General features: G+C 68.7%; 18 protein-coding genes and 2 pseudogenes. 6 read left to right on the forward strand and 14 right to left on the reverse strand.

Going from position 1 to position 20,297, the window contains the following annotated elements; genetic code table 11:
• Positions 1 to 448: 448 nt before the first annotated feature.
• Positions 449 to 637, forward strand: a pseudogene (locus A9X00_RS32665) (sensor domain-containing protein); the annotation flags it as partial.
• On the opposite strand, the pseudogene A9X00_RS01985 reads toward A9X00_RS32665, so the two are convergent.
• The 9 genes and pseudogenes from A9X00_RS01985 to A9X00_RS02025 form a co-directional block, all read right to left on the reverse strand.
• Positions 633 to 1,596, reverse strand: a pseudogene (locus A9X00_RS01985) (serine/threonine-protein kinase); the annotation flags it as partial. The pseudogenes A9X00_RS32665 and A9X00_RS01985 sit on opposite strands and share 5 nt — an antisense overlap.
• A gap of 117 nt (positions 1,597 to 1,713) precedes the next feature.
• Positions 1,714 to 3,420, reverse strand: a complete 1,707-nt coding sequence (locus A9X00_RS01990) for a serine/threonine-protein kinase (protein WP_067148474.1) — start codon at positions 3,418 to 3,420, stop codon at positions 1,714 to 1,716.
• Between the two features lie 71 nt (positions 3,421 to 3,491).
• On the reverse strand, positions 3,492 to 4,190 hold the full coding sequence (locus A9X00_RS01995; RefSeq protein WP_067148477.1) for a C39 family peptidase: 699 nt from the start codon (positions 4,188 to 4,190) through the stop codon (positions 3,492 to 3,494).
• Positions 4,191 to 4,366: 176 nt separating this feature from the next.
• Positions 4,367 to 4,699 (reverse strand): DUF732 domain-containing protein, encoded by a 333-nt coding sequence (locus tag A9X00_RS02000; RefSeq protein ID WP_067148480.1) that lies wholly within the window; start codon positions 4,697 to 4,699, stop codon positions 4,367 to 4,369.
• An 88-nt stretch (positions 4,700 to 4,787) separates the two neighbouring features.
• On the reverse strand, positions 4,788 to 5,921 hold the full coding sequence (locus A9X00_RS02005) for a BTAD domain-containing putative transcriptional regulator (RefSeq protein ID WP_067148778.1): 1,134 nt from the start codon (positions 5,919 to 5,921) through the stop codon (positions 4,788 to 4,790).
• 87 nt (positions 5,922 to 6,008) lie between these two features.
• Positions 6,009 to 6,707: a hypothetical protein gene (locus A9X00_RS02010; RefSeq protein ID WP_067148483.1), complete on the reverse strand. Its 699-nt coding sequence runs from the start codon at positions 6,705 to 6,707 to the stop codon at positions 6,009 to 6,011.
• Positions 6,708 to 6,835: 128 nt separating this feature from the next.
• On the reverse strand, positions 6,836 to 7,123 hold the full coding sequence (locus A9X00_RS02015) for a DUF732 domain-containing protein (RefSeq protein ID WP_067148486.1): 288 nt from the start codon (positions 7,121 to 7,123) through the stop codon (positions 6,836 to 6,838).
• Between the two features lie 88 nt (positions 7,124 to 7,211).
• On the reverse strand, positions 7,212 to 9,089 hold the full coding sequence (locus tag A9X00_RS02020) for an ABC transporter ATP-binding protein (protein ID WP_067148489.1): 1,878 nt from the start codon (positions 9,087 to 9,089) through the stop codon (positions 7,212 to 7,214).
• A complete protein-coding gene (locus A9X00_RS02025; protein WP_067148492.1) occupies positions 9,086 to 10,831 on the reverse strand; it encodes an ABC transporter ATP-binding protein in 1,746 nt (581 codons plus the stop codon). The genes A9X00_RS02020 and A9X00_RS02025 overlap by 4 nt, the downstream gene beginning before the upstream one ends.
• Positions 10,832 to 10,941: 110 nt before the next feature.
• On the opposite strand from A9X00_RS02025, the gene A9X00_RS02030 reads away from it, so the two are divergent.
• Both A9X00_RS02030 and A9X00_RS02035 read left to right on the forward strand, forming a co-directional pair.
• Positions 10,942 to 11,508 (forward strand): DUF3558 domain-containing protein, encoded by a 567-nt coding sequence (locus A9X00_RS02030; RefSeq protein ID WP_369830703.1) that lies wholly within the window; start codon positions 10,942 to 10,944, stop codon positions 11,506 to 11,508.
• Positions 11,505 to 12,050, forward strand: a complete 546-nt coding sequence (locus A9X00_RS02035) for a DUF3558 domain-containing protein (protein WP_067148498.1) — start codon at positions 11,505 to 11,507, stop codon at positions 12,048 to 12,050. The genes A9X00_RS02030 and A9X00_RS02035 overlap by 4 nt, the downstream gene beginning before the upstream one ends.
• Here A9X00_RS02035 and A9X00_RS02040 read toward each other — a convergent pair.
• From A9X00_RS02040 to A9X00_RS02050, 3 genes are read right to left on the reverse strand one after another with little or no spacing between them, the layout of a single operon-like run.
• Positions 12,047 to 12,559, reverse strand: coding sequence for a histidine phosphatase family protein (locus tag A9X00_RS02040; RefSeq protein ID WP_067148500.1), 513 nt, complete (start codon positions 12,557 to 12,559; stop codon positions 12,047 to 12,049). The genes A9X00_RS02035 and A9X00_RS02040 overlap by 4 nt on opposite strands.
• A gap of 41 nt (positions 12,560 to 12,600) precedes the next feature.
• The gene (rd, locus tag A9X00_RS02045; protein ID WP_067148503.1) at positions 12,601 to 12,783 is read right to left on the reverse strand and encodes a rubredoxin; all 183 of its coding nucleotides are present in this window, start codon (positions 12,781 to 12,783) and stop codon (positions 12,601 to 12,603) included.
• A 37-nt stretch (positions 12,784 to 12,820) separates the two neighbouring features.
• Positions 12,821 to 13,897 (reverse strand): fatty acid desaturase, encoded by a 1,077-nt coding sequence (locus A9X00_RS02050; RefSeq protein ID WP_067148506.1) that lies wholly within the window; start codon positions 13,895 to 13,897, stop codon positions 12,821 to 12,823.
• Positions 13,898 to 14,000: 103 nt separating this feature from the next.
• Here A9X00_RS02050 and A9X00_RS02055 point away from each other — a divergent pair, with 103 nt between their 5' ends.
• Positions 14,001 to 15,179: a CdaR family transcriptional regulator gene (locus tag A9X00_RS02055; protein WP_082974638.1), complete on the forward strand. Its 1,179-nt coding sequence runs from the start codon at positions 14,001 to 14,003 to the stop codon at positions 15,177 to 15,179.
• 52 nt (positions 15,180 to 15,231) lie between these two features.
• On the opposite strand, the gene A9X00_RS02060 is transcribed toward A9X00_RS02055, so the two are convergent.
• Positions 15,232 to 15,660, reverse strand: coding sequence for an ester cyclase (locus tag A9X00_RS02060; RefSeq protein WP_156771892.1), 429 nt, complete (start codon positions 15,658 to 15,660; stop codon positions 15,232 to 15,234).
• 9 nt (positions 15,661 to 15,669) lie between these two features.
• Positions 15,670 to 16,434 carry an AraC family transcriptional regulator gene (locus A9X00_RS02065; RefSeq protein WP_232006647.1) on the reverse strand — a complete coding sequence of 255 codons (765 nt, stop codon included), beginning with the start codon at positions 16,432 to 16,434 and terminating at the stop codon, positions 15,670 to 15,672.
• A 114-nt stretch (positions 16,435 to 16,548) separates the two neighbouring features.
• Between A9X00_RS02065 and A9X00_RS02070 the strand changes: the two genes are divergently transcribed.
• Positions 16,549 to 17,688, forward strand: a complete 1,140-nt coding sequence (locus tag A9X00_RS02070; protein WP_067148509.1) for an exonuclease SbcCD subunit D — start codon at positions 16,549 to 16,551, stop codon at positions 17,686 to 17,688.
• Positions 17,685 to 20,297: an ATP-binding protein gene (locus A9X00_RS02075; protein WP_067148512.1), complete on the forward strand. Its 2,613-nt coding sequence runs from the start codon at positions 17,685 to 17,687 to the stop codon at positions 20,295 to 20,297. Before A9X00_RS02070 ends, A9X00_RS02075 begins: the two co-directional genes overlap by 4 nt.

The following is a 20,297-nucleotide window of genomic DNA, read 5'->3' on the forward strand; positions in this document are numbered from 1 at the left end:
CGTGCCGCCGGTGCCGCCAGCGCCGACAGCACCCGCGGTCCCGCCCGTGACCCCGCCGCCGCCCACCCCGCCGCCGGGGCCGGCGCCGGGTTACCCCGCGTCCGGCCCGATTCCGCAGGCCGGTCAGACGCCGCGGCCCTGGGCCCCCGACAGCGGGCCGATGCCCGCGGCGAGCCCGCCGTACTACCAGGGCGGCAGCGGCAGCTGGGGCGGCCCGCCCGCGCAATTCACCGGCCCGGCGTCCGGGGGGTGGAATCAGCCACCCGCCAAGCCCAAACGCAGCCCGTGGCCCATCGTCGCCGCCGTCGCCGCCGTGATCGTCCTCGCCGTCGGCGCGGTCGGGGTATGGCTGATCATCAAGCCCAAGCCCGCGCCGCCACCCCCGGATCCCGTGCCGCCCAGCCGGCTCAGCGCCCTGCTGCTGGACCCGTCGGACATCAACAACATCATGGGCTCCTCCGAGATGACGCCCGGCAAGCCCATCACCTCGATGGACACCTCCACGGTGACGCTGTCGCTGCCGAACTGCCTGGGCGCGCTCTACACCAGCCAGGACCCGGTCTACGCGGGCACCGGCTACAGCGGAATCAGCGGGCTGGTGTCCGCAGAACCGGGCGATAACAACGACCACTGGGTGAACCAGGCCGCCGTCGCATTCCCGTCCGCCGACAAGGCCAAGGCGTTCGTGCTGGCCTCGGCGGTGGCGGGCAGGGTGGCTTCCTGGCTGCGGCGGACGATGTTGTTGGCGTGGTCCTGGTCGGGGTCGCTGAGGGCCTCGTGCGCGGCCAGGGCCAGGTCGCCCGCGCTGGCGTAGCGGTCTTCGGGCTTCTTGGCCATGCCGCGCGCGATCACCGCGTCGAACGCCTTGGGGATGCCCGAGCGAGTGTCGCTCGGCTTCGGGATGGGGTCCAACAGGTGGGCGTGGACCAGGGTGCCGGCGCTGTCGGCGCGGTAGGGCGGTGATCCGGTCAGGGCCTCGTGCAGCACACAGGCCAGCGCGTAGATGTCGGCGCGGTAGGTGACCTCGTCGTTGGAAAACCGTTCGGGCGCCATGTATTTCCAGGTGCCCACCGCGGTGCCGAGCTGGGTCAGCTTTTCATCGGTGGTCGCGCTGGCGATGCCGAAGTCGACCAGGTAGGCGAAGTCGTCGCGGGTGACCAGGATGTTGGGCGGCTTGACGTCGCGGTGCATCACCCCGGCCGCGTGCGCGGCGTCCAGCGCGGAGGCGATCTGGGTGATGATGGCCACCGCCCGCGGCGGGGTCAGCGGGCCGAACCGCTTGAGCAGGCTGTCCAGGTCGACGCCCTCGATCAGGCGCATCTCCATGTACATCTGGCCGTCGATCTCGCCGTAGTCGTGGATGGGCACCACGTGGGGTTCCTGCAAACGGCCGGCGATGCGCGCCTCGCGCTTCATCCGCTCGCGAAACACCGGGTCCTTGCTGAACGTGTCCGACATCAGCTTGACGGCGACGGTCCATTCCTTGACGGTGTGCTCGGCCTCGTAGACCTCGCCCATCCCACCGCGGCCCAGCAGCCGTTTCAGGTGATAGGGCCCGAACATCGAGCCCACCCGTGAGGCCTGCGCGTCGCTCATCCCTGACCCTCCAAACCAACCCCGGACCCGCCGACCATATCAACATCGGCCGACCCGAGCGGCTAACCGCGAGCCCCCGACTCAGCAATCAAGACGGTGAGCCCCAGGCAAGCGTCACTACGAGTGCGCGGCCCACCACTTGTACAGCTGGTCCAGGTTCGGCCCCTGCACATCCCCGCCGACGACCGCGAGCACCATGGTCTGCTGGTTCGTCCACATCACCTGCGGCTCATCGCCTTTGTACTTCCCGCACCCGATCTGGCCGAGGATGGTGTTCGGGTCCTTGTTGTGCCACCAGGTGCCCGGCGATGCCTTGTCGCCGGGGCACTTGACGGTGGTGTCGGCCTGCATGTAGCCGTTGAACGCGTCCTGCAGCGCCTTGAGGTCGCCGAACAGCCCGTATTCGCCGACGTTGGGGCCGTTGGGTTCGGTGTTCTGTCCGCACATGACCGAGACGCTCGCGCCCGGCATCGGCTGGCCCTCCAGCTTGCAGACGCCGGGCGGGTAGCCGGCGGGCAGCAGGCTCAGCAGCCGGGTCGCGGCGCCGGAGGGCGGCGCGGACGACGGTGCCGTGGTCCTGCTGGTGGTCGTCGTGGTGGTGGTCGTGGTGGTCGTCGTGGTGGTGGCCGCGTTGGGGGTTTCGTTGTCGTCGTTTCCGACGGCCAGTGAGATGCCGACGGCGGCGACGACGAGGACGACGGCGGCGGCGCCGGCGGCGACGATGATCCACGGGTTGCGCTTGCGCGGCGGTGGCGGCTGCCCGTGGCCGAAGGGTGGCGGGCCGGCGAACTGCGGTGGCGGGCCGGCCCACTGGGGTTGGTGCACCGCACGATTGGGCGCGGGCGGGGCGGCGCGCGGGATGGGCCCGCTATCGGGGACGTGTCGTGGCGCCGCGGCGACGGGCGGAACGGCGCCGACGGCCCCCTTCAGCCTCGGCAGCGTGGATTCCTCACCGTGGCGCAGGATGTTGACGGCCTGGGTCTGATCGGGGTTGGTGAGCGCGTCGTGCGCGGCGCGCGCCAGGTCACCGGCGCTGCGGTAGCGGTCTTCGGGCTTCTTGGCCATGCCGCGCGCGATCACCCCGTCGAAGGCCCGGGAGATTCCCGAACGCCTGGCGCTGGGCTGGGGGATGGGCTCCAGCATGTGGGCGCTGACCAGCACCCCGGCGCTGTCGGATTGGTAGGGCGGCGAGCCGGTCAGGCATTCGAACAACACGCACGCCAGCGAGTAGATGTCGGCGCGGTAGTCCACCTCGTCGTTCGAAAACCGTTCGGGCGCCATGTATTTCCAGGTGCCGACGGCGGTGCCGAGCTGGGTGAGCTTCTCGTCGGTCTTCGCGCTCGCGATGCCGAAGTCGACCAGGTAGGCGAAGTCGTCGCGGGTCACCAGGATGTTGGGCGGTTTGACGTCGCGGTGCGTCACCTCGGCTGCATGCGCCGCGTCGAGGGCCGAGGCGATCTGGGTGATGATGGCCACCGCGCGGGGCGGGGACAGCGACCCGAACTGTTTGAGCAAAGTCCCGAGATCGGTGCCCTCGATGAGGCGCATCTCGAGATACATCTGGCCGTCGATCTCGCCGTAGTCGTGGATGGGCACCACGTGGGGTTCCTGCAAACGGCCGGTGATGCGGGCCTCGCGCCGCATCCGCTCGCGGAACACCGGATCGCTGCTGACCGATTCCGACATCAGCTTGAGCGCCACGGTCCAGCCCTTGACGGTGTGCTCGGCCTCGTAGACCTCGCCCATTCCGCCGTGGCCGAGGGCCCGCTTGAGCTCGTAGGGTCCGAACATCGTCCCCACCCGCGAGCCCGGCGCCCCGCTCATCGTTCCTCCCAACAACCGCGACCCGCCGACCATATCAACCCCTTCCGAGCCGGCCGGCCGGCCGCGGTGCGTCACGTGGTGACGATGATCAGCTGGTCGCTGGTGTCCCATGCCTTGAGGAAGAGCGCCATCGGGATCTGCTCGTCGCGGCCCTTCGGATGGCCGCTGTCGTTGAGATGGACAATGCCGTAGGCGGTGTCGACACCGGTCACCACCACGGCGTGGTCACCCTGCGGGTCGCCGTTCTCGTCCGTCGTCTTGACGGGGATGTTCCAGATGAGCTCGGCGTTGACGCTGACGATCACCTTGTGGCCGGTGCCCAGTTCCTGCTCGATTCCCGAGATGCCGCCCGGGATCCCGTCCGCCGCCGCGTGCTGCCGGTCGGTGACGACGGCGCCGACCTTGTACTGCGCCAGCAGCGTGGGGACGTCGGCGAACATGGTGCCCTGGCCCGAATTCGGGTGTTTGGTGTCGGCCGGCGTGATGTAGATCGACCCGGGGTGGTTCCTGCTGGGGGTGGACTGGGCCTTCTTGATGATGGCGTCCTCGGAGGGCTCCTTGCCGGTCATCTGGCCGACCACATCGGCGGCGGCCATCAGCACGCAATCGTCGTATTTCTGGTGGCGCCACCACTTGGCGGCGGCGTCCGGGTCGCCGTACGTGGCACCCGAAGCCGCGCCCGCCGGGCCGGCCACCCCCAGCGCGACGGCGCCGGCGGCGACCGCGAATACGGCGGTCTTGGCGATGTTTGCGATCTTCATGGTCTTCACTGCTTGTCCTTTTCTCGTACCGCTCGGTTGCGGTTTGGTTGAGAAAAGGTTCCAATGTCGGCCTTCTCGTTATCTCAATGAATTCTTGAAATTTACTGTGCTGCAAGATTTTTCGAGCCAAACGAGGAATGGGGGACCCCGGCGATCGGGATCCCCCATTCGGGTGGGCGGATTGGCTAGGTCAGCTGGGCGGAAAGCTGCGGGCAGTAGGCCTGGGCCGCGTCGACGACGAAGTAGGCGGCCTGCTTGGTGGTGAGGTTCGTCTGGCTCAGCACCTCGGTGGCGACGTCCGTCCCGGTCTTGCCGGCGGCCAGCTCCTTGCACACCTGGTGGCCCTCCTTGATGGCCTCCTGCGGCGAGGTGAAGGTGACGCCGAGGCCCCTCATCTCGGTGATGAAGGTGTCGTCGGCCGTGCTGGCCCCGGCGGCGCCGGCGGTGGCGATCGCCAGTCCGGCGGCGGCGGCCCCGATGGCCGTGGTGACGACTGCGGTGATGCGGGGAGAGAACATTGTCGAGATCCTTTGCTGGTGGGTTCGGCCCTTGGTGTGCTCAGCTTCGGGCCCCACGCTTGGAGGATTCTCAACGAATTCTTGGCGGCTAGTTCTGGGTGACCTCGAAGGTGAACTCGTGCTCGCCGATGCGGATGTGGTCGCCGTCGTGCAGCGGGGTCGCCGAGCGGATGCGCTCGCCCTGTACCTGCACGCCGTTGGAGGAGCGCAGGTCATTGATCACCCAGCCGGTGCCGGTGTCGACGATGACGGCGTGGTGGCGGCTGACCTTGGGGGTGTCCAGCACGATGTCGTTGGCGCTGAGGCGCCCGATGCGCGTCGCGGCCTCCTGCACCGGATGGCGCTTCCCCGAGGCTTCGCGCAGATGCGCGACGGCGTTGCGCTCGGAAACCCTGGTGTGCTGGTCCAGGACCGTCTGGGTGACCGCGGCGGTGGTCACCGCGATCTTCTTGACGTCCAACGGCTCCTGGCGCAGGATCCGCTCGTTGAGGGCGCGCAGGTTGGGGCCCGGGTCGATGCCCAGCTCGTCGGCGAGCGTCTCCTTCACGCGGCGGTAGGCCGCCAGCGCGTCGGATTGGCGCTCGGTGAGGTAGTAGGCCGTGATCAACTGGGCCCACAGCGGCTCGCGGTAGGGGTGCTCCACGGTCAGCGCCTCGAGCTCGGCGATCACGGCAAACGCGCGTCCGCAAGCGATTTCGGCCTCCGCCTTGGCCGTGTGGACCAGAATCTTCTCCTCGACGAGCGAGGTGGCGTAGGTGTCGACGAACTGGAAGTCGCGCAGGTCCTCGAGCACCGGCCCGCGCCATTCCGCCAGTGCCGCCGACAAATGCTTGCTGGCCTGTTCGAACCGGGAGGCGGCGGCCGCGTGCACGCCAGCGGTCTTCTCGGCGATGAATCGCCCGATGTCGCAAGCGTTGTCAGGGATGCTGAGGCGGTAGCCCGGGGGCGCCGCGGCCAGCACCAGCCGCGGGTCGATGCCGGCGCCGCTGAGCAGCTTGCGCAGGTTGGACACGTAGGAGTGAATGCTGGCCCGGGCCCCAGACGGTGGCGATTCCTCCCACAGGGCCGTGATGAGCCTGTCGACACCGACCGGGCTGTTGCGGTTCATCAGCAGCATGGCCCCCACGGCCCGCTGCTTGGGGGTGCCCAGGGGAACCAGGACGCCGTCAACGCTCATTTCCAGCGGCCCGAGCAGACCGAACTCGAGGCGTTTGTCCACCATGGCGCGTAACACCCTCCCGTCTTCCGCGGCGTCGCGTTCATTGATTGTGATACGAACCCCGCGAATTCGGTAACACCCCAACGCGATCTAGAGCGTGACCACCATCAACTCGTCGCTCGTGTCCCACGCTTTGACGAAAAGCTCCATGGGAACCTGCTCGTCGCGACCCTCGGCGATGCCGCTGTCGTTGAGGTGAACAATGCCGCGGGAAACGTCGACACCCGTCACCACCACCGCGTGGTCGGACACGGGGTTGCCGCTCTTGTCCTTCGCGTCGACGGGCTCGCGCCAGATGATTTCGGCGTTGACGCTGACGATCACCTTGTGGCCGCCGCCGAGCGCCTGCTTGATCCCGGCGAGGCCCGAGCGGATTCCGTTCACCGCGCGGTCGTCCCGGTCGATGACGACGGCGGCGACCCGGTAGTGCGCGAGCAAGGCGGGGATGTCCTCCACGCTGGCGCCGGCGCCCGAATTCGGGTCGTCCAGGTTCGCCGGCTTGGTGTAGATCGGGCCCCCGTGGACCGTGCTCGGCATCGAGTGGGCCTTCGCGATGATGGCCGCCTCCGAGGGCGACTCACCGGTTATCTGACCGATGACGTCGGCGCTGGACATCAGGACGCAGTCGTCGTACTGCTGCTGGTGCCAGTACCTGCCGGCGGCGACGGGGTCGCCGTACACGGCCTCCGAGGCCGCATCGGCGGGGGCGGCCAGTCCGAGCGCGACGGCGCCCGCGGCCACCGCGAAGGCGAATGTCTTGGCGACTGTGGCGATCTTGGCGGCGTTCATGAGAAAAGGGTCCGACGCTGGCCTTGTCGTTTTCTCCACGAATCCTTGAAGCGTCCGGGCGTCTCCAGCGGCGGATGGGGGATTCCGTTACGGAATCCCCCATCTCGGTGATGGTTGGCGATTGCAGGCTATGCGGCCTGACCGGCGAATTGCGGGCAGTAGAACTTGGTGGCGGCGCCGACGAAGAAGTCCGCGTCCCGGGGTGACATCCTCGCCTGGCTTATCAGCGTGAGCGCGACGGCGGCCTTGCTCTTGCCGGCGGCCAGCTCGGTGCACACGTGGTGGGCCGCCCGAATCGCGTCTTGGTCCGTGTTGAAGGAGGTGGCCCCGGCGGTGCCGGCGGTCGCGAGTGCCAGCCCGACGGCGGCGGCGCCGAGCGCGCCGGCAACGGCTGCGGTGATCCGGTGTGCGAACATTGTTGAGCTCCTTTGCTCTTGGGTTCGGCTCTGACTGCGTTCAGCTTTTGGCCGCACCCTTGACGGATCCTCAACGATTTCTTGGTGACTACGCCCGGGTCATCGCGTAGTAGGCGCCGCGCCGCGCCAGCAGTTGGGTGTGGCTGCCCTGTTCGACGATGCGGCCGGACTGGACCACCACGATGCGGTCGGCGTCGCGGATGGTCGAAAGGCGGTGCGCGATAATGAAACTCGTTCGGCCGCGGCGAAGCTCGCGCATGGCGCGCTGAACGAGGGCCTCGGTGCGCGTGTCCACCGAGCTGGTCGCCTCGTCCAGGATGAGCAGCCGTGGCCGGGCGAGGAATGCGCGGGCGATGGTGATGAGCTGGCGCTCGCCGGCGCTGATGTTGGTGCCGCCGCCGCTGACCGGGGTCTGGTAGCCGGCCGGCAGCGTGTGCACGAACCGGTCCACATACGCCGCCGTGGCGGCCTCGATCACCTCGTCCTCGGTGGCGTCCGGGCGGCCGTAGGCGATGTTCTCCGCGATCGTCCCGTCGAACAGCCAGGTGTCCTGCAGCACCATGCCGATTCCGGATCGGAGCGACTGCCTGCTCACGGTGGTGATGTCGACCCCGTCGATGAGTATCCGGCCCGAGTCGACGTCGTAGAACCGCATCAGCAGGTTCACCATCGTGGTCTTGCCCGCCCCGGTCGGCCCGACGATCGCCACCGTGCTGCCCGGCTCGGCCAGCAGCGACAGGTCGTGGAGCACCGGCGCGCCCGGCCGGTAGGAGAAGTTCACCCGCTCGAACTCGACGCGGCCGCCGTTGGACGGCGGTAATGCCCGCTCCGGGTCCGGCGGCTCCTCGGGCTCGTCGAGCAGCTCGAACACCCGCTCCGCGCTGGCCACCCCCGATTGCAGGGTGTTGTACATCCCGGCCACCTGGCTCACCGGCGCGTTGAACTGCCGCAGGTATTGGACGAAGGCCTGGATGCTGCCCAGCGTGATCTGCCCGGTGGCCACCTGCAGGCCGCCGACGACGGCGACCGCAGCGTAGCCGACGTTGCCGATGAACCCCGTCGCCGGTGCCACCAGGCCGGAGAAGAACTGGGCGCCGAAGCTGGCCCGGTAGACCTCGTCGTTGAGGCGGCGGAACTGCTCGCGCGCCGCGGCCTGGTGGCCGAACGTCCGGACCACCGTGAAGCCGCTGTAAGTCTCCTCGATGTGGGCGTTGAGGCGCCCGGTGCTTCGCCACTGGGCGACGAACAGGCGCTGCGAGCGCCGCGCGATCGCCCGCGTCGCCAGCAGCGAGATCGGTACGGCCAGCAGTGTGATGCCCGCCAGCAGCGGCGAGATCGACACCATCATCGCCAACACGGCCACCACCGTCAGGGCCGCCGTCAGCAATTGGCTGATCGTCATCGACAGCGACGACTGCACGTTGTCGATGTCGTTGGTGACCCGGCTCAGCACCTCGCCGCGTTGGCGGCCGTCGAAGTAGGACAGCGGCAGCCGGTGGATCTTGTCCTCGACGTCGGAGCGCAGCGCGACCATGGTGCGCTGCACGGTGACGTTGAGCAGCCGGACCTGCGCCCAAATCAGCAGCGCGGAAACCACATACAGCGCCAGGGCCAGGGCCAGCGTTCGGGCCACCGCCGCGAAGTCCACGCCCCGGCCCGGCACCACGTTCATCCCGGACAGCAGGTCGGCGAACGCGTTCTGGCCGCGGGCGCGGGCGGCGGCGACGGCCTGCGCCTTGCTGATCCCGGCCGGCAGTCCCCGCCCGATGACGCCGTTGAACAGCAGGTCGGTGGCGTGGCCCAGGATCCGCGGCACGACCACCCCGATCGCCGTGCCCGTGATGCCCAGCGCGATCACCGCGAGGCTCAGGCGCCGTTGCGGCGCAAGGCGTTTCACCAGCCGGGTCGCCGATGCCCAGAAGTCGTGGGAGCGCCCCGTCGCCGGCGCTACGGGCGCCACGGTCATTGCTCGCCCCCCACCGAAGCCCCCACGGACTGCGAGTCGGCGAATTCCGCGTAGGTGGCGCAGTCGGTCAGCAGCGATTCGTGCGTCCCCGCGCCCACCAGTTTCCCGCCGTCGACGACGATCACCTGGTCGGCCCGGGCCGCTGTCGAAACGCGTTGGGTGACAACGATTATCGTCGCCGAACCCGACACCTCGGCCAGCGACGCGCGCACCCGCGCGTCGGTGTGCACGTCGAGCGCGGCGAAGGAGTCGTCGAACAGGTAGATCGCCGGGCGGCGGATGACGGCCCGCGCGATCGCCAGCCGCTGCCGCTGGCCACCGGAGAAGTTGATGCCGCCCTGCGCGACGCGCATGTGCAGGCCGTCATCGTGGGCCCGGACGAACCCGTCGGCGTCGGCTATCCGCAGCGCCTCCCACATCTCGTCGTCGGTGGCGTCCGGCTTGCCATAGCACAGGTTTTCGGCCACCGTGCCGGAGAAGAGGTAGCCACGCTGCGGCACCAGCCCGATCACCGACCACAGCCGCTCGGTGTGGTAGTCGCGGACGTCGACCTCGTCGACCAGCACGGCGCCGGAGGTGACGTCGTAGAGCCGGCAGATCAGCGACACCAGCGTCGACTTGCCCGAACCGGTGCTGCCCACGATCGCGGTCGTCGTGCCGGGCCGCGCGGTGAACGAAATCTCTTGCAGTACTGGGCGATCGGCGCCGGGATAGGTGAAGGTGGCGCCGTCCAACCGCACCACGCCGGTGATCCCGCCCGGCGGGACGCGCGGGTTGGGCGGGTCCTGCACGGCGGCGCGGGTGTCGAGCACCTCGGTGATCCGTTCGGCGCACACCGCCGCGCGCGGCAGCACCACCAGCGTCATGGTGGCCATCAGCACCGCCATCAGGATCTGGGTGAAGTAGACCAGGAAGGCGGTCAGCGAGCCGACCTGCATCTGGCCCCGGTCGATCCGCAGGCCGCCGAACCAGATCAGTGCGACGCTGGACACGTTGATGGTCAGCGTGGTCAGCGGCAGCATCAGCGCCTGCAGATTGCCGGCGGAGAGCGCGGTGTGCGACAGCGCGGTGTTGGCGCGGGCGAACCGGTCGCGCTCGTAGCCCTCGCGGGCGAACGCCCGGACCACCCGGACGCCGGACAGCTGGTCACGCACCACACGGTTGATGCCGTCGATCAGGCCTTGCATCCGGCGCAGCAACGGCAGCATCCGCGACATGACGAAGTAGTTGGTCACCGCCATGACCGGGACGCTGACCAGCAGCAGCCACGCCAGCGCCGCCTCCTGGTGCAGGGCCATGACGATGCCGCCCACGCACATGATCGGCGCGGTGATCAGCACCGTGCCGCCGATCTGGACCAGGTATTGGATCTGCCGCACGTCGTTGGTGCTGCGCGTCAACAGGGTTGGCGCGCCGAACCGGTCGGTCTCGTGCTCGGAGAAGGTGGTGACGTGTTCGAAGATCGCCTGGCGCAGGTCGCGGCCGAAGCCCATGCCCGCCCGCGAGCCGACGTAGACGGCCCCGACCGCGCACAGCACCTGCAGCCCGGTGACCGAGAGCATCACCAGGCCGAGCCGGACGATGGTGGCGGTGTCGCCCTTGGCGACGCCCTCGTCGATGATCGCCGCGTTGACGGTGGGCAGGTACAGCGACGCCAGGGTGCTGGTCAGCTGGAGCACCAGCAGCACCGCAACCAGCCGCCGGTACGGCCGGATGTACTGGCGCAGCAGTGCCAGGAGCATCTGGTAACTCTCGCATACGGCGCGTCCCGCGCTGGTCAACGCGGGGCCGAAATGCCTGCTCAGGCGCGGCGTCAGCGGTTGGCCGCCGCGCTCCCGCTACAGTGCATCGTGTGACGAGCACTAGGCGAGGCGCGAGGGCGCTGGCTCTCGTGGCGGCGGCCTTGGCGATTCTGATCCCGACGCTTGCGGGATGCTCGGGTTCCGGCGACAACAAACCGGGAGCGACGGCATCGTCGACGCCGGGCAACGGGGAGGGCCACCACGGGCCGATGTTCCCGCAATGCGGCGGCATCAACGATCAGACCGTGTCGGAGCTGACGAAGGTTACCGGGCTGGTGAACACCGCCCGGAACTCGGTCGGCTGCCAGTGGCTTGCGGGCGGCGGGATTCTCGGTCCGCACTTCTCCTTTTCCTGGTATCGAGGCAGCCCGATCGGGCGCGAACGTAAGACCGAGGAGCTGTCGCGCGCCAGCGTCGAGGACATCAACATCAACGGCCACGGCGGCTTCATCGCGGTCGGCAACGAGCCCAACCTGGGCGACTCGCTCTGCGAGGTGGGCATCCAGTTCCAGGACGACTTCATCGAATGGTCGGTCAGCTTCAGCCAGAAGCCGTTCCCGCCGCCGTGCGACATCGCCAAGGAACTGGCCCGTCAGTCGATTGCGAACTCCAAATGAGGCGGCGGACCGTTCGCGCCTGCGTCGCCGTGTTGTTCGCCGCGGTGTTGGTGTTGACCGGATGTTCGAGGTCCATCGGGGGTAACGCCATCAAGGCGGGCGGCAACCCCCCGCGCAACAACAACTCTCAGCAGCAGTACCCGAACCTGCTCAAGGAGTGCGAGGTGTTGACCAGCGACATCCTGGCCAAGACCGTCGGCGCCGATCCGCTCGACATTCAAAGCACGTTCGTCGGGGCCATCTGCCGGTGGCAGGCGGCCAACCCGGCCGGCCTGATCGACATCACCCGGTTCTGGTTCGAGCAGGGCAGCCTGGGCGAAGAGCGCAAGGTCGCCGACTTCCTCAAGTACAAGGTCGAGAACCGTTCGATCGCGGGCATCGAGTCGATCGTGATGCGCCCGGACGACCCGAACGGCGCCTGCGGCGTGGCGAGCAACGCGGCCGGGGTGGTCGGCTGGTGGGTCAACCCCCAGGCGCCCGGTATTGACGCCTGCGGGCAGGCGCTCAAGCTGATGGAGCTGACGCTGTCCACCAACAGCTAGCGCGGCACTTCGAAACCGGTCAGCGCGGCCCGGCCCGGCTCGAGTCCCTTCCAGCCGCCCGGCACCGCCAGCACCGCGATCGCCGACGTCGGGAATTTCGTCGAAATGCGTTCCAGCACAGCGATATCCGTGCCTTGGTCGCCGGGCTCGTCGGCCAGAATGATCGCCAGCCCCGACATCGTCGGCTCGTGACCGATGACCAGCAGCGTGCCGACGTCGACGCCCGTCTCGTTGATCTCGGCGATCATCGTCCCCGGGGTGGCGCCGTACAGCCGCTCGCTGTAGCGCACCGGGGCGTCGATCCCGGTCCTGTCCAGCGTCTGCCGGGCGCGCGTCGCGGTGGAGCACAGCACGGCGTCGACGGCGGGCGCGCTGGCGCGCAACCACTCCCCGGCCAGCCCCGCCTCCCGGATGCCGCGCGGCGCCAGCGGCCGGTCATGGTCCGGGACTCCCTCCGGGTAGTCGGATTTCGCGTGCCGCATCAACAGCAGGGTCCGCCGTTCGCTCACGGGCTCACGCTACGCCGCGTCGTCCGATACCGCGACGAAGTTCAGTCCTCATACGGGACGAAGTCGGCCTTGCTGACGCCGCAGACCGGGCAGACCCAGTCGTCGGGGATATCGTCGAAGGCGGTGCCGGGGGCGATCCCGCTGTCCGGGTCGCCGTCGGCGGGGTCGTAGATCATTCCGCAGCGTTCGCAGATCCACAGTTGGGTGGTGGCAGCGGCGTTCATGAGTGTGTCCTTCAAACGTGGGGCGGGGCGGTGGGTTTCAGGGTTCGATCGACGCGGTGACAGGGCCGAATCGGTTCGCTCGCCGGAACGTCTCGAAGTCGTTGAATCGGACGCCGTTGTCGCGCAGCACCTTCTGGCAGTCGCGCTTGATCAGCTCGCGCAGGTAGAAGGGGTCGCGCACCAGGAAGTGGTGGATCGCATGCGTTTCACCGAAGTTGAAGCACAACGCGTGGAATGGCTTGAGCCACAGCGCATTCCAGATCTGCGTCTGCTGCAGTACGTTGTGCGGTTCGACGTCGCCGTAGTAGTGCATGTTCGAGCTCACGAAGTGCAGGCAGAACGTGCGGATCATGTTGGGCGCCAGGATCGTGACCGCGAGGAAGTAGAGCGCGCTCTGGCCAGGGAGGTGGGTCGGCCCTACGAACGCCTGGTACAGCCACAGGACGATGACCAGGTGCCACAGTCCGTAGTGGAAAAGCCCGAGTGGGAAGTACGCCAACCGGTTGATGTTCGCGAGGTGACGCGCTTCCTCCGGCGTCCGGGCCTCGTGTTCGATATAGGTCTCCACCAGGTGGCGGATCCGGAATGGCTTGGTGAATATGCCGAGCATCGAATCGAGGAGCGAGACCGTCCGGTGGGGACCCCAGCCCTGGCCGTTGGTGATGGCGCGCTCCTCGAGATCGGAGTCGGTGCCGGAAACCTGGTGGTGGTGCAGGTGCAGCCGGCGGCGCACCCAAGGGTTGATGGTGCTGGGCCGGAAGAACCAGACCCCGAACATCATCGCGTTGTGGATCACGCGGTTGTTCCGGTAGTACATCGAGTGGATCAGGTCGTGCTCGATCTCATGCAGGATCGACAGCCAGAAGGCCGTCAACAGAATGGTTGCCCACCAGGGCACGACGCCCGTGGCGTAGAGAACGGCGTCGCCGAGGATGCCGGCGATGCCGATCAGGAACAAGGCGAGGCCGATTTGGTCCTGGTGCGCGGCAAGCCACGGGTGCCGTGCCCGCCACTCGTTGCCGATGTCGATCAGCGCACCGCGGATGTGGGCGATCTTGTCCCTGTCGTCGGCAGCGAGGCTGCGTTCGCCAGGAAGCCTGGTTGCGATTCTCATCGTTCCTCCTTCTGGATATATCGCTAATCAAAGTGTTCCTGGATTTGAAGAACAGTCGCTTGGCCAGCTGGAGTGAATTTTGAGCTTGATTCATACTCAGAGTGTGAATTCTGGTCAGCACCCCGAGCCTCTGGTCCCGGCTCCCATCGCCGACGCTCTCTACGTCGAACTGGCCGCGACGACCGACGACATCGTCAACGCGGTGGCGACGCAGTTTCCGGCTTTTGCCGAAGCGTTCCAGAGCGAGATGGGCCAGGCGGGCATAACGGCGGTCAACACCATGCTGGCGGGCTTCTTAGCCACTACGTGCGGACCCAGGCCCGATCGGCAGCCTGTCGACATCGCGGCCGTGCATCAGGCCGCGTTCGCCCTCGGCCGCTACCAAGCGAATGTCGGGCGGTCGATCGACCCGATCAATGCAGCCTTCCGGCTCGGAGCGCGCATCGCCTGGCGGCACTGGAGCACCGTCGCGCAGGCCCACGACATGAGCACCGCCGGCATCGTGCGCTTCGCCGAACTCCACTTCGATTACCTCGACGACCTCGCCGACGCGTGCGTCAGCGGTCACGCCAACGAGCTGGCCACGGCGAGCAGGCGCCGCCAGCGCCAACTGGAAAAACTGACCGAACAACTCCTGCTCGGCGCCGCGAGCGACGAGATTCTCGAGACCGTCCGGTTGGCAGGCTGGCAGTCACCCGACGCCATGATCGCGATCGTCCTTCCTCGCGCCGATGCGCACAATGTCGTTCCGCTGCTTGATAATCAGACTCTGCGTGCTAGCGGAGATCTGCTGCCCGGCCCCGCGCATTCGGGCCTCACCGTGTTGTTGGTGCCGCTGACTGCCGCAGCGCCCCGTGCCGCTCTGATCCAACGGCTGGCCGGCATCCAGGCGGCCATCGGGCCTGAACAACCGTGGCTCGATGTCAAGTACTCCGCGGAGCTTGCGGCGCGCGCGTGGAAATGCTGCAAGCCTGAATCCTGGCCTATCGATACCGATCGGTCGTTGGCGGCGTTGGTAATTCATGCGGATCTGCCGACCCGGGAGCGCCAGCGCGCGGCGGCGCTCGCGCCGTTCGATCACTTGCGGGCCGACGCGCGGGCACGGTACGAGGAGACGTTGCGGGCGTGGCTCTTGCACCAGGGCCGTCGGGAGGATGTGGCGCGTCACTTGGTGCTGCACCCGCAGACCGTGCGGTACCGCATGGACCGGATTCGTGAAATCCTGGGCGACGGCTTGAGCGATCCGAACCGAGTGCTCGACTTCGTGATCGCCCTCGCGTGATGTCATGGCATGAAACCAGGGATTTGCAGCCTGACCGCGTTGTGCTGTCCGCTCAGCCGCGGGGTCGCCAGCCGAGCTGGAGCAACAATCCGAGGTCGTCGCGCACGGCGCGGTGACGCGCGATCTGGCCGCCCGCGATCGTGAAGATATGCACCTGCTTTTGGTTGATCAGCCTGCCGGTGGCCTCGATGCCATTGAATGGGCCGGTGTGCTTACCCGTCATGACGGCCGCCACCATCACCAGGCCGCCCTCGGCAACACTTTCGCCCACTTCGAAATTCAGCTCGGAAAACGCGTCGCGCAGCCAACGGCTGGTTGCCAGGAATCCCGCGGGCCCACGCAGTTGTCGTTCGACATCTTCGGGGTCGTCGTCGGCTTCCTCATTCCGGTAGCCGGAAGCAATGATTCGCTGAGCCAGGCCCGCATCGCCATTCTCGATCAACCGGAAGGACTCGAGCGCAACGGCTTTCGGATTCGTCATCCGCACAGGCTACGGCCGCTGACGCGGGGTGGTATTGGATGAAACGGACATCCCACCGCACAGCGCGGCCGGAGACATCCCGGCCAGCGCGCGGCATTCGTTGATCATGTGTGGCTGGTCCGCGTAGTTGGCCTCGACCGCCAACTCGGCCCATCGGCGTCCCGCACCGTGGCTTCGAATCAGAAGCAGCAATCGCTGGAAACGAAGTATCCGGCTCAACCGTTTGGGGCCGAAGCCCACTGCGGCCTCGAACCGGCGGCGCAGTTGCCTTTCGCTGAGGCCGACGGCATCGGCCAAGCCGGACACCGGCCGGTCCGGACGCTGCCGAAGCATGCCGACGGCCCCGGTCACCGCCGTGTCGAGTGCGGGCTCGGCGCGGTGCCAATGGTCGGTCAGCAACCGCTGCAGCGCCGCCACCCGCCGCGCGGGAGTCGTTGCGGTCAACACCGTTTCGGCCAGCCGGTGGGGGTCGACACCGAATACCGAATCGACCGGCACGTGGTGGTCGCACAACTCGTCGACCGGCCGCCCGACGACCGCCGCCGCCGCACCCGTCCGCAAGCGCAGTCCCACGTACCCGCATCCCCGGTCGGCGTGCAGGTCATAGAACGTGGTGGCGGGGCCCGCGATCACGACCTCGCCCGCCGAGCTCACGAACAGGTCGACGCACCCGTCCGGTATCACCCGCAACGCTCCCGTCGGGGAACCTGACCGCACCCACCCGCACTCCACCAGCGGGGCGAGCCGTCGGTCGGGGCGAAACTCCTGGTACACGCGATCACAATATTCGGGCTGCCGGGCATGCCGGTCCGCATCCCCGGACTTGTCGGCATTCAGACCTAGACTTCGCGGTGCCCTGATAGCCACGACTCGGAAGGAGCCCGCCGGATGCGATTCCTGCACACCGCCGATTGGCAACTGGGCATGACTCGGCACTTCCTCGCCGGCGATGCCCAGCCGCGGTATTCGGCCGCCCGCCGGGACGCGGTGGCCGGGCTGGGCGCGCTGGCGGCCGAGGTGGGCGCCGAGTTCGTCGTCGTCGCGGGCGACGTCTTCGAGCACAATCAACTCGCCCCGCAGGTGATCGGGCAGTCCCTGGAAGCCATGCGCGCCATAGGGATTCCCGTCTACCTGCTGCCGGGCAACCACGATCCCCTCGACGCGTCGTCGGTGTACACCGGCGCGCTGTTCACCGCGGAGTGTCCCGACAACGTCACCGTCCTCGATCGGGCCGGCGTTCACGAGATCAGGCCCGGGCTCGAAATCGTCGCGGCGCCATGGCGATCCAAGGCCCCGACCACCGACCTGGTCGCTGAGGTCCTCGACGGCCTAACCCCCAGTCCAGGAACCCGCATCCTCGTCGCGCACGGCGGCGTCGACGTCCTGGACCCCGACCGCGACAAGCCCTCGCTGATCCGGCTCCCAAAACTCGAGGACGCGCTGAAGCAAGGCGCCGTCCACTATGTGGCGCTGGGGGACAAGCATTCGCTCACCAAGGTCGGCGACAGCGGACGGGTCTGGTACTCCGGCTCACCGGAAGTCACCAACTTCGACGACGTCGAATCCGACCCCGGTCACGTGCTGGTCGTCGACGTCGACGACGACGGCGTCACCGTGGAACCCCGGCACATCGGCCGCTGGCGGTTCGTGACCCTGCACCGCCAGGTGGACACCAGCCGCGACATCGCCGACCTCGACATGAACCTGGACCTGATGAAAGACAAGGAGCGGACCGTCGTGCGGCTGGCGCTGACCGGTTCTTTGACGGTCACCGATCGCGCGGCCCTCGACGCGTGCCTGGACCGCTACGCGCGGCTGTTCGCCCACCTGCGCACCTGGGACAGCCACACCGACCTGGCGGTGGTTCCCGCCGACGGCGAGTTCACCGACCTCGGCATCGGCGGCTTCGCCGCCTCGGCCGTCGACGAACTGGTGGCGACGGCACGCGAGGGCGACTCCGCGGAGGCCGCCGACGCCCAGGCCGCGCTGGCCCTGTTGCTGCGCCTGGCCGATCGGGGCGCCGCGTGAAGCTGCACCGGCTCGTCCTGACCAACTATCGCGGCATCGCGCACCGCGAGATCGAGTTCCCCGACCACGGTGTGGTGGTGGTCTGCGGCGCCAACGAGATCGGCAAGTCCTCGATGATCGAGGCGCTGGACCTGCTGCTGGAATCCCGGGACCGCTCCACCAAAAAGGAAGTCAAGCAGGTCAAGCCGACCCACAGCGACGTCGGGTCCGAGGTGAGCGCCGAAATCAGCTGCGGCCCTTACCGTTTCACCTACCGCAAGCGGTTCCACAAGAAATCTGAAACGGAGCTGACGGTGCTGACGCCGCGGCGCGAACAGCTCACCGGCGACGAGGCCCACGACCGGGTCCGGGCGATGCTGGCCGAGACGGTCGACAACGACCTCTGGCACGCCCAACGGGTGCTGCAGGCCACGTCGACGGCCGCGGTGGACCTGTCCGGGTGCGACGCGCTGTCGCGAGCCCTCGACGTGGCCGCGGGTGACGCCGCGGCGCTGTCCGGGACCGAGCCGCTGCTGATCGAGCGGATCGACGCCGAGTACGGCCGCTACTTCACCCCCACCGGCCGGCCGACCGGCGAGTGGGCAACCGCGATCAAGCGCCTTAACGACGCCGACGAGGCGGTCGCCGAATGGGCCGCGGCGGTCGCCGGGGTCGACGACCGGGTGCGCCGCCACGCGGAGCTGACCGAGTGGGTGGCCGACCTGGCGCAGCAGCGGGCCGCCGCCGGCCCCCGGCTCGAGGCCGCCCAGCAAGCCGCCGACCGGATCGCCGAGCTCACCAACCAGGCGCGCGAGGCCAAGCTGCTCGCCGACGCCGCGACCGCCACCTGCACCGCGGCCGGCGCCGCCCACAACGGGCGCGTGCGGCTGCTCACCGAAATCCAAACCCGCACCACGAGCGTCGCCGCGGCCGAGGCGGAAGCGCAGCAGGCCGCGGAGGCGCGCAAGACGGCGGCGGCCGGCGCGCAGGCCGCCCACGAAGCCGTCGAACATGCCGCCCAGCTCCTCGCCGATCTGCAACGCCGCGCCGAGTCCGCGCGGCGCGCCGTCGATCAGCTCGCCGCCCGCGAGGAGGCCGACCGGCTCGGCGCTCGGCTGGCCAAGATCGCCACCATCCAGCGCGACCGCGACCGCGTCTGCGCGGAACTCGCGGGCGTGAAAATCACCGACGAGTCGCTACGGCGCATCGAGAACGCCGCCGCCGCCGTCGATCTCATCGGCGGGCAGCTTGCGTTGACGTCCGCCGCGGTGGAATTCACCGCCATCGCCGACATCGAGCTCGCCACCGGCGACCAACGGGTGTCCCTGCCGGCGGGCGAACGCTGGTCGATCACCGCGACCGGCCCCACCACCGTCGAGGTTCCCGGCTTGCTGACCGCGCGGGTCACCCCGGGCGCGACCACCCTCGACGTCCAAGCCAAATACGCTGCGGCACAAGATGAATTCGCCGCGGCGCTGAAAGTGGCCGACGTGACCGACCTCGCGTCCGCGCGGTCCGCCGACCAGCGCCGCCGCGAACTGCAGGGCTGCCGTGACCAATTGGACGCGACCGTGTCCGGGCTGTGCGGCGACGACGATGTCGACCAACTGCGGGAGCGGCTGGCGCAGCTGCGTGCCGATCACCCGGCCGAACCGGACCTCGTCCCGAAAGACGCCCGCGCCGAACTCGGCGCCGCCGAGGCCGCCCGCACCGCCGCGGCCACGGAATGCGAGCAACGCCGCTGCGCCGCGGCGGCCGCGGCGGCGGCGCTCGCCGAGTCGTCAACGCGCGCAACGGTTTCCCAGAACGCGCTGGCAGCCCAACGCGCCGAGCTGGACGCCGCCACCGACCGGCTGTCCCGGGAGCGCGCCGAGGTGAGCGACGAGGACCTCGCATCCGCGGCGCAAGCCGGCCTTAAAGGCAAAGAGGACGCCGAGCGGCGCGTCACCGAACTCGCCGACGAGCTCGCGGCCGCCGCGCCGGACGTGGTCGCCGCCGAACTGACCGCCGCCACCGCGGCGGCCGACACACTGCGCGACCAATACGAAGACGCGAACAGCGCGTTGCGCGAAATCGCCATCGAGCTCTCGGTTTTCGGCAGCGAGGGCCGCCAGGGCAAGCTGGACGCCGCGCAGACCGAACGCGAACACGCCGCCAGCCAGCACGCCCGGGTCGGCAGCCGGGCGCGCGCCGCCCAGCTGTTGCGCTCGGTGATGACACGGCACCGCGACACCACCAGGCAGCGCTACGTCGAGCCCTATCGCACGGAACTGCAGCGGCTTGGTCGCCCGGTGTTCGGTCCCGATTTCGAGGTCGACATCGACAGCGACCTGTGCATCCGCAGCCGCACCCTCAACGGCGTCACGGTGCCGTACGAATCGCTGTCCGGCGGCGCCAAGGAGCAGCTCGGCATCCTGGCCAGGCTGGCCGGCGCGGCCCTGGTCGCCAAGGAGGACAGCGTCCCGGTGGTCGTCGACGACGCACTGGGTTTCACCGATCCCGACCGCCTGGCCAAGATGGGGAAGGTGTTCGACACCGTCGGCGCCCACGGTCAAGTGATCGTGCTGACGTGTAGCCCCGACCGCTACGACGGCGTCCACGACGCGCACCGAATCGACCTCAACGTTTAG

The organism is Mycobacterium sp. 1245805.9 (assembly GCF_001672915.1).
In the GTDB taxonomy this organism is placed as follows: Bacteria; Actinomycetota; Actinomycetes; order Mycobacteriales; family Mycobacteriaceae; genus Mycobacterium.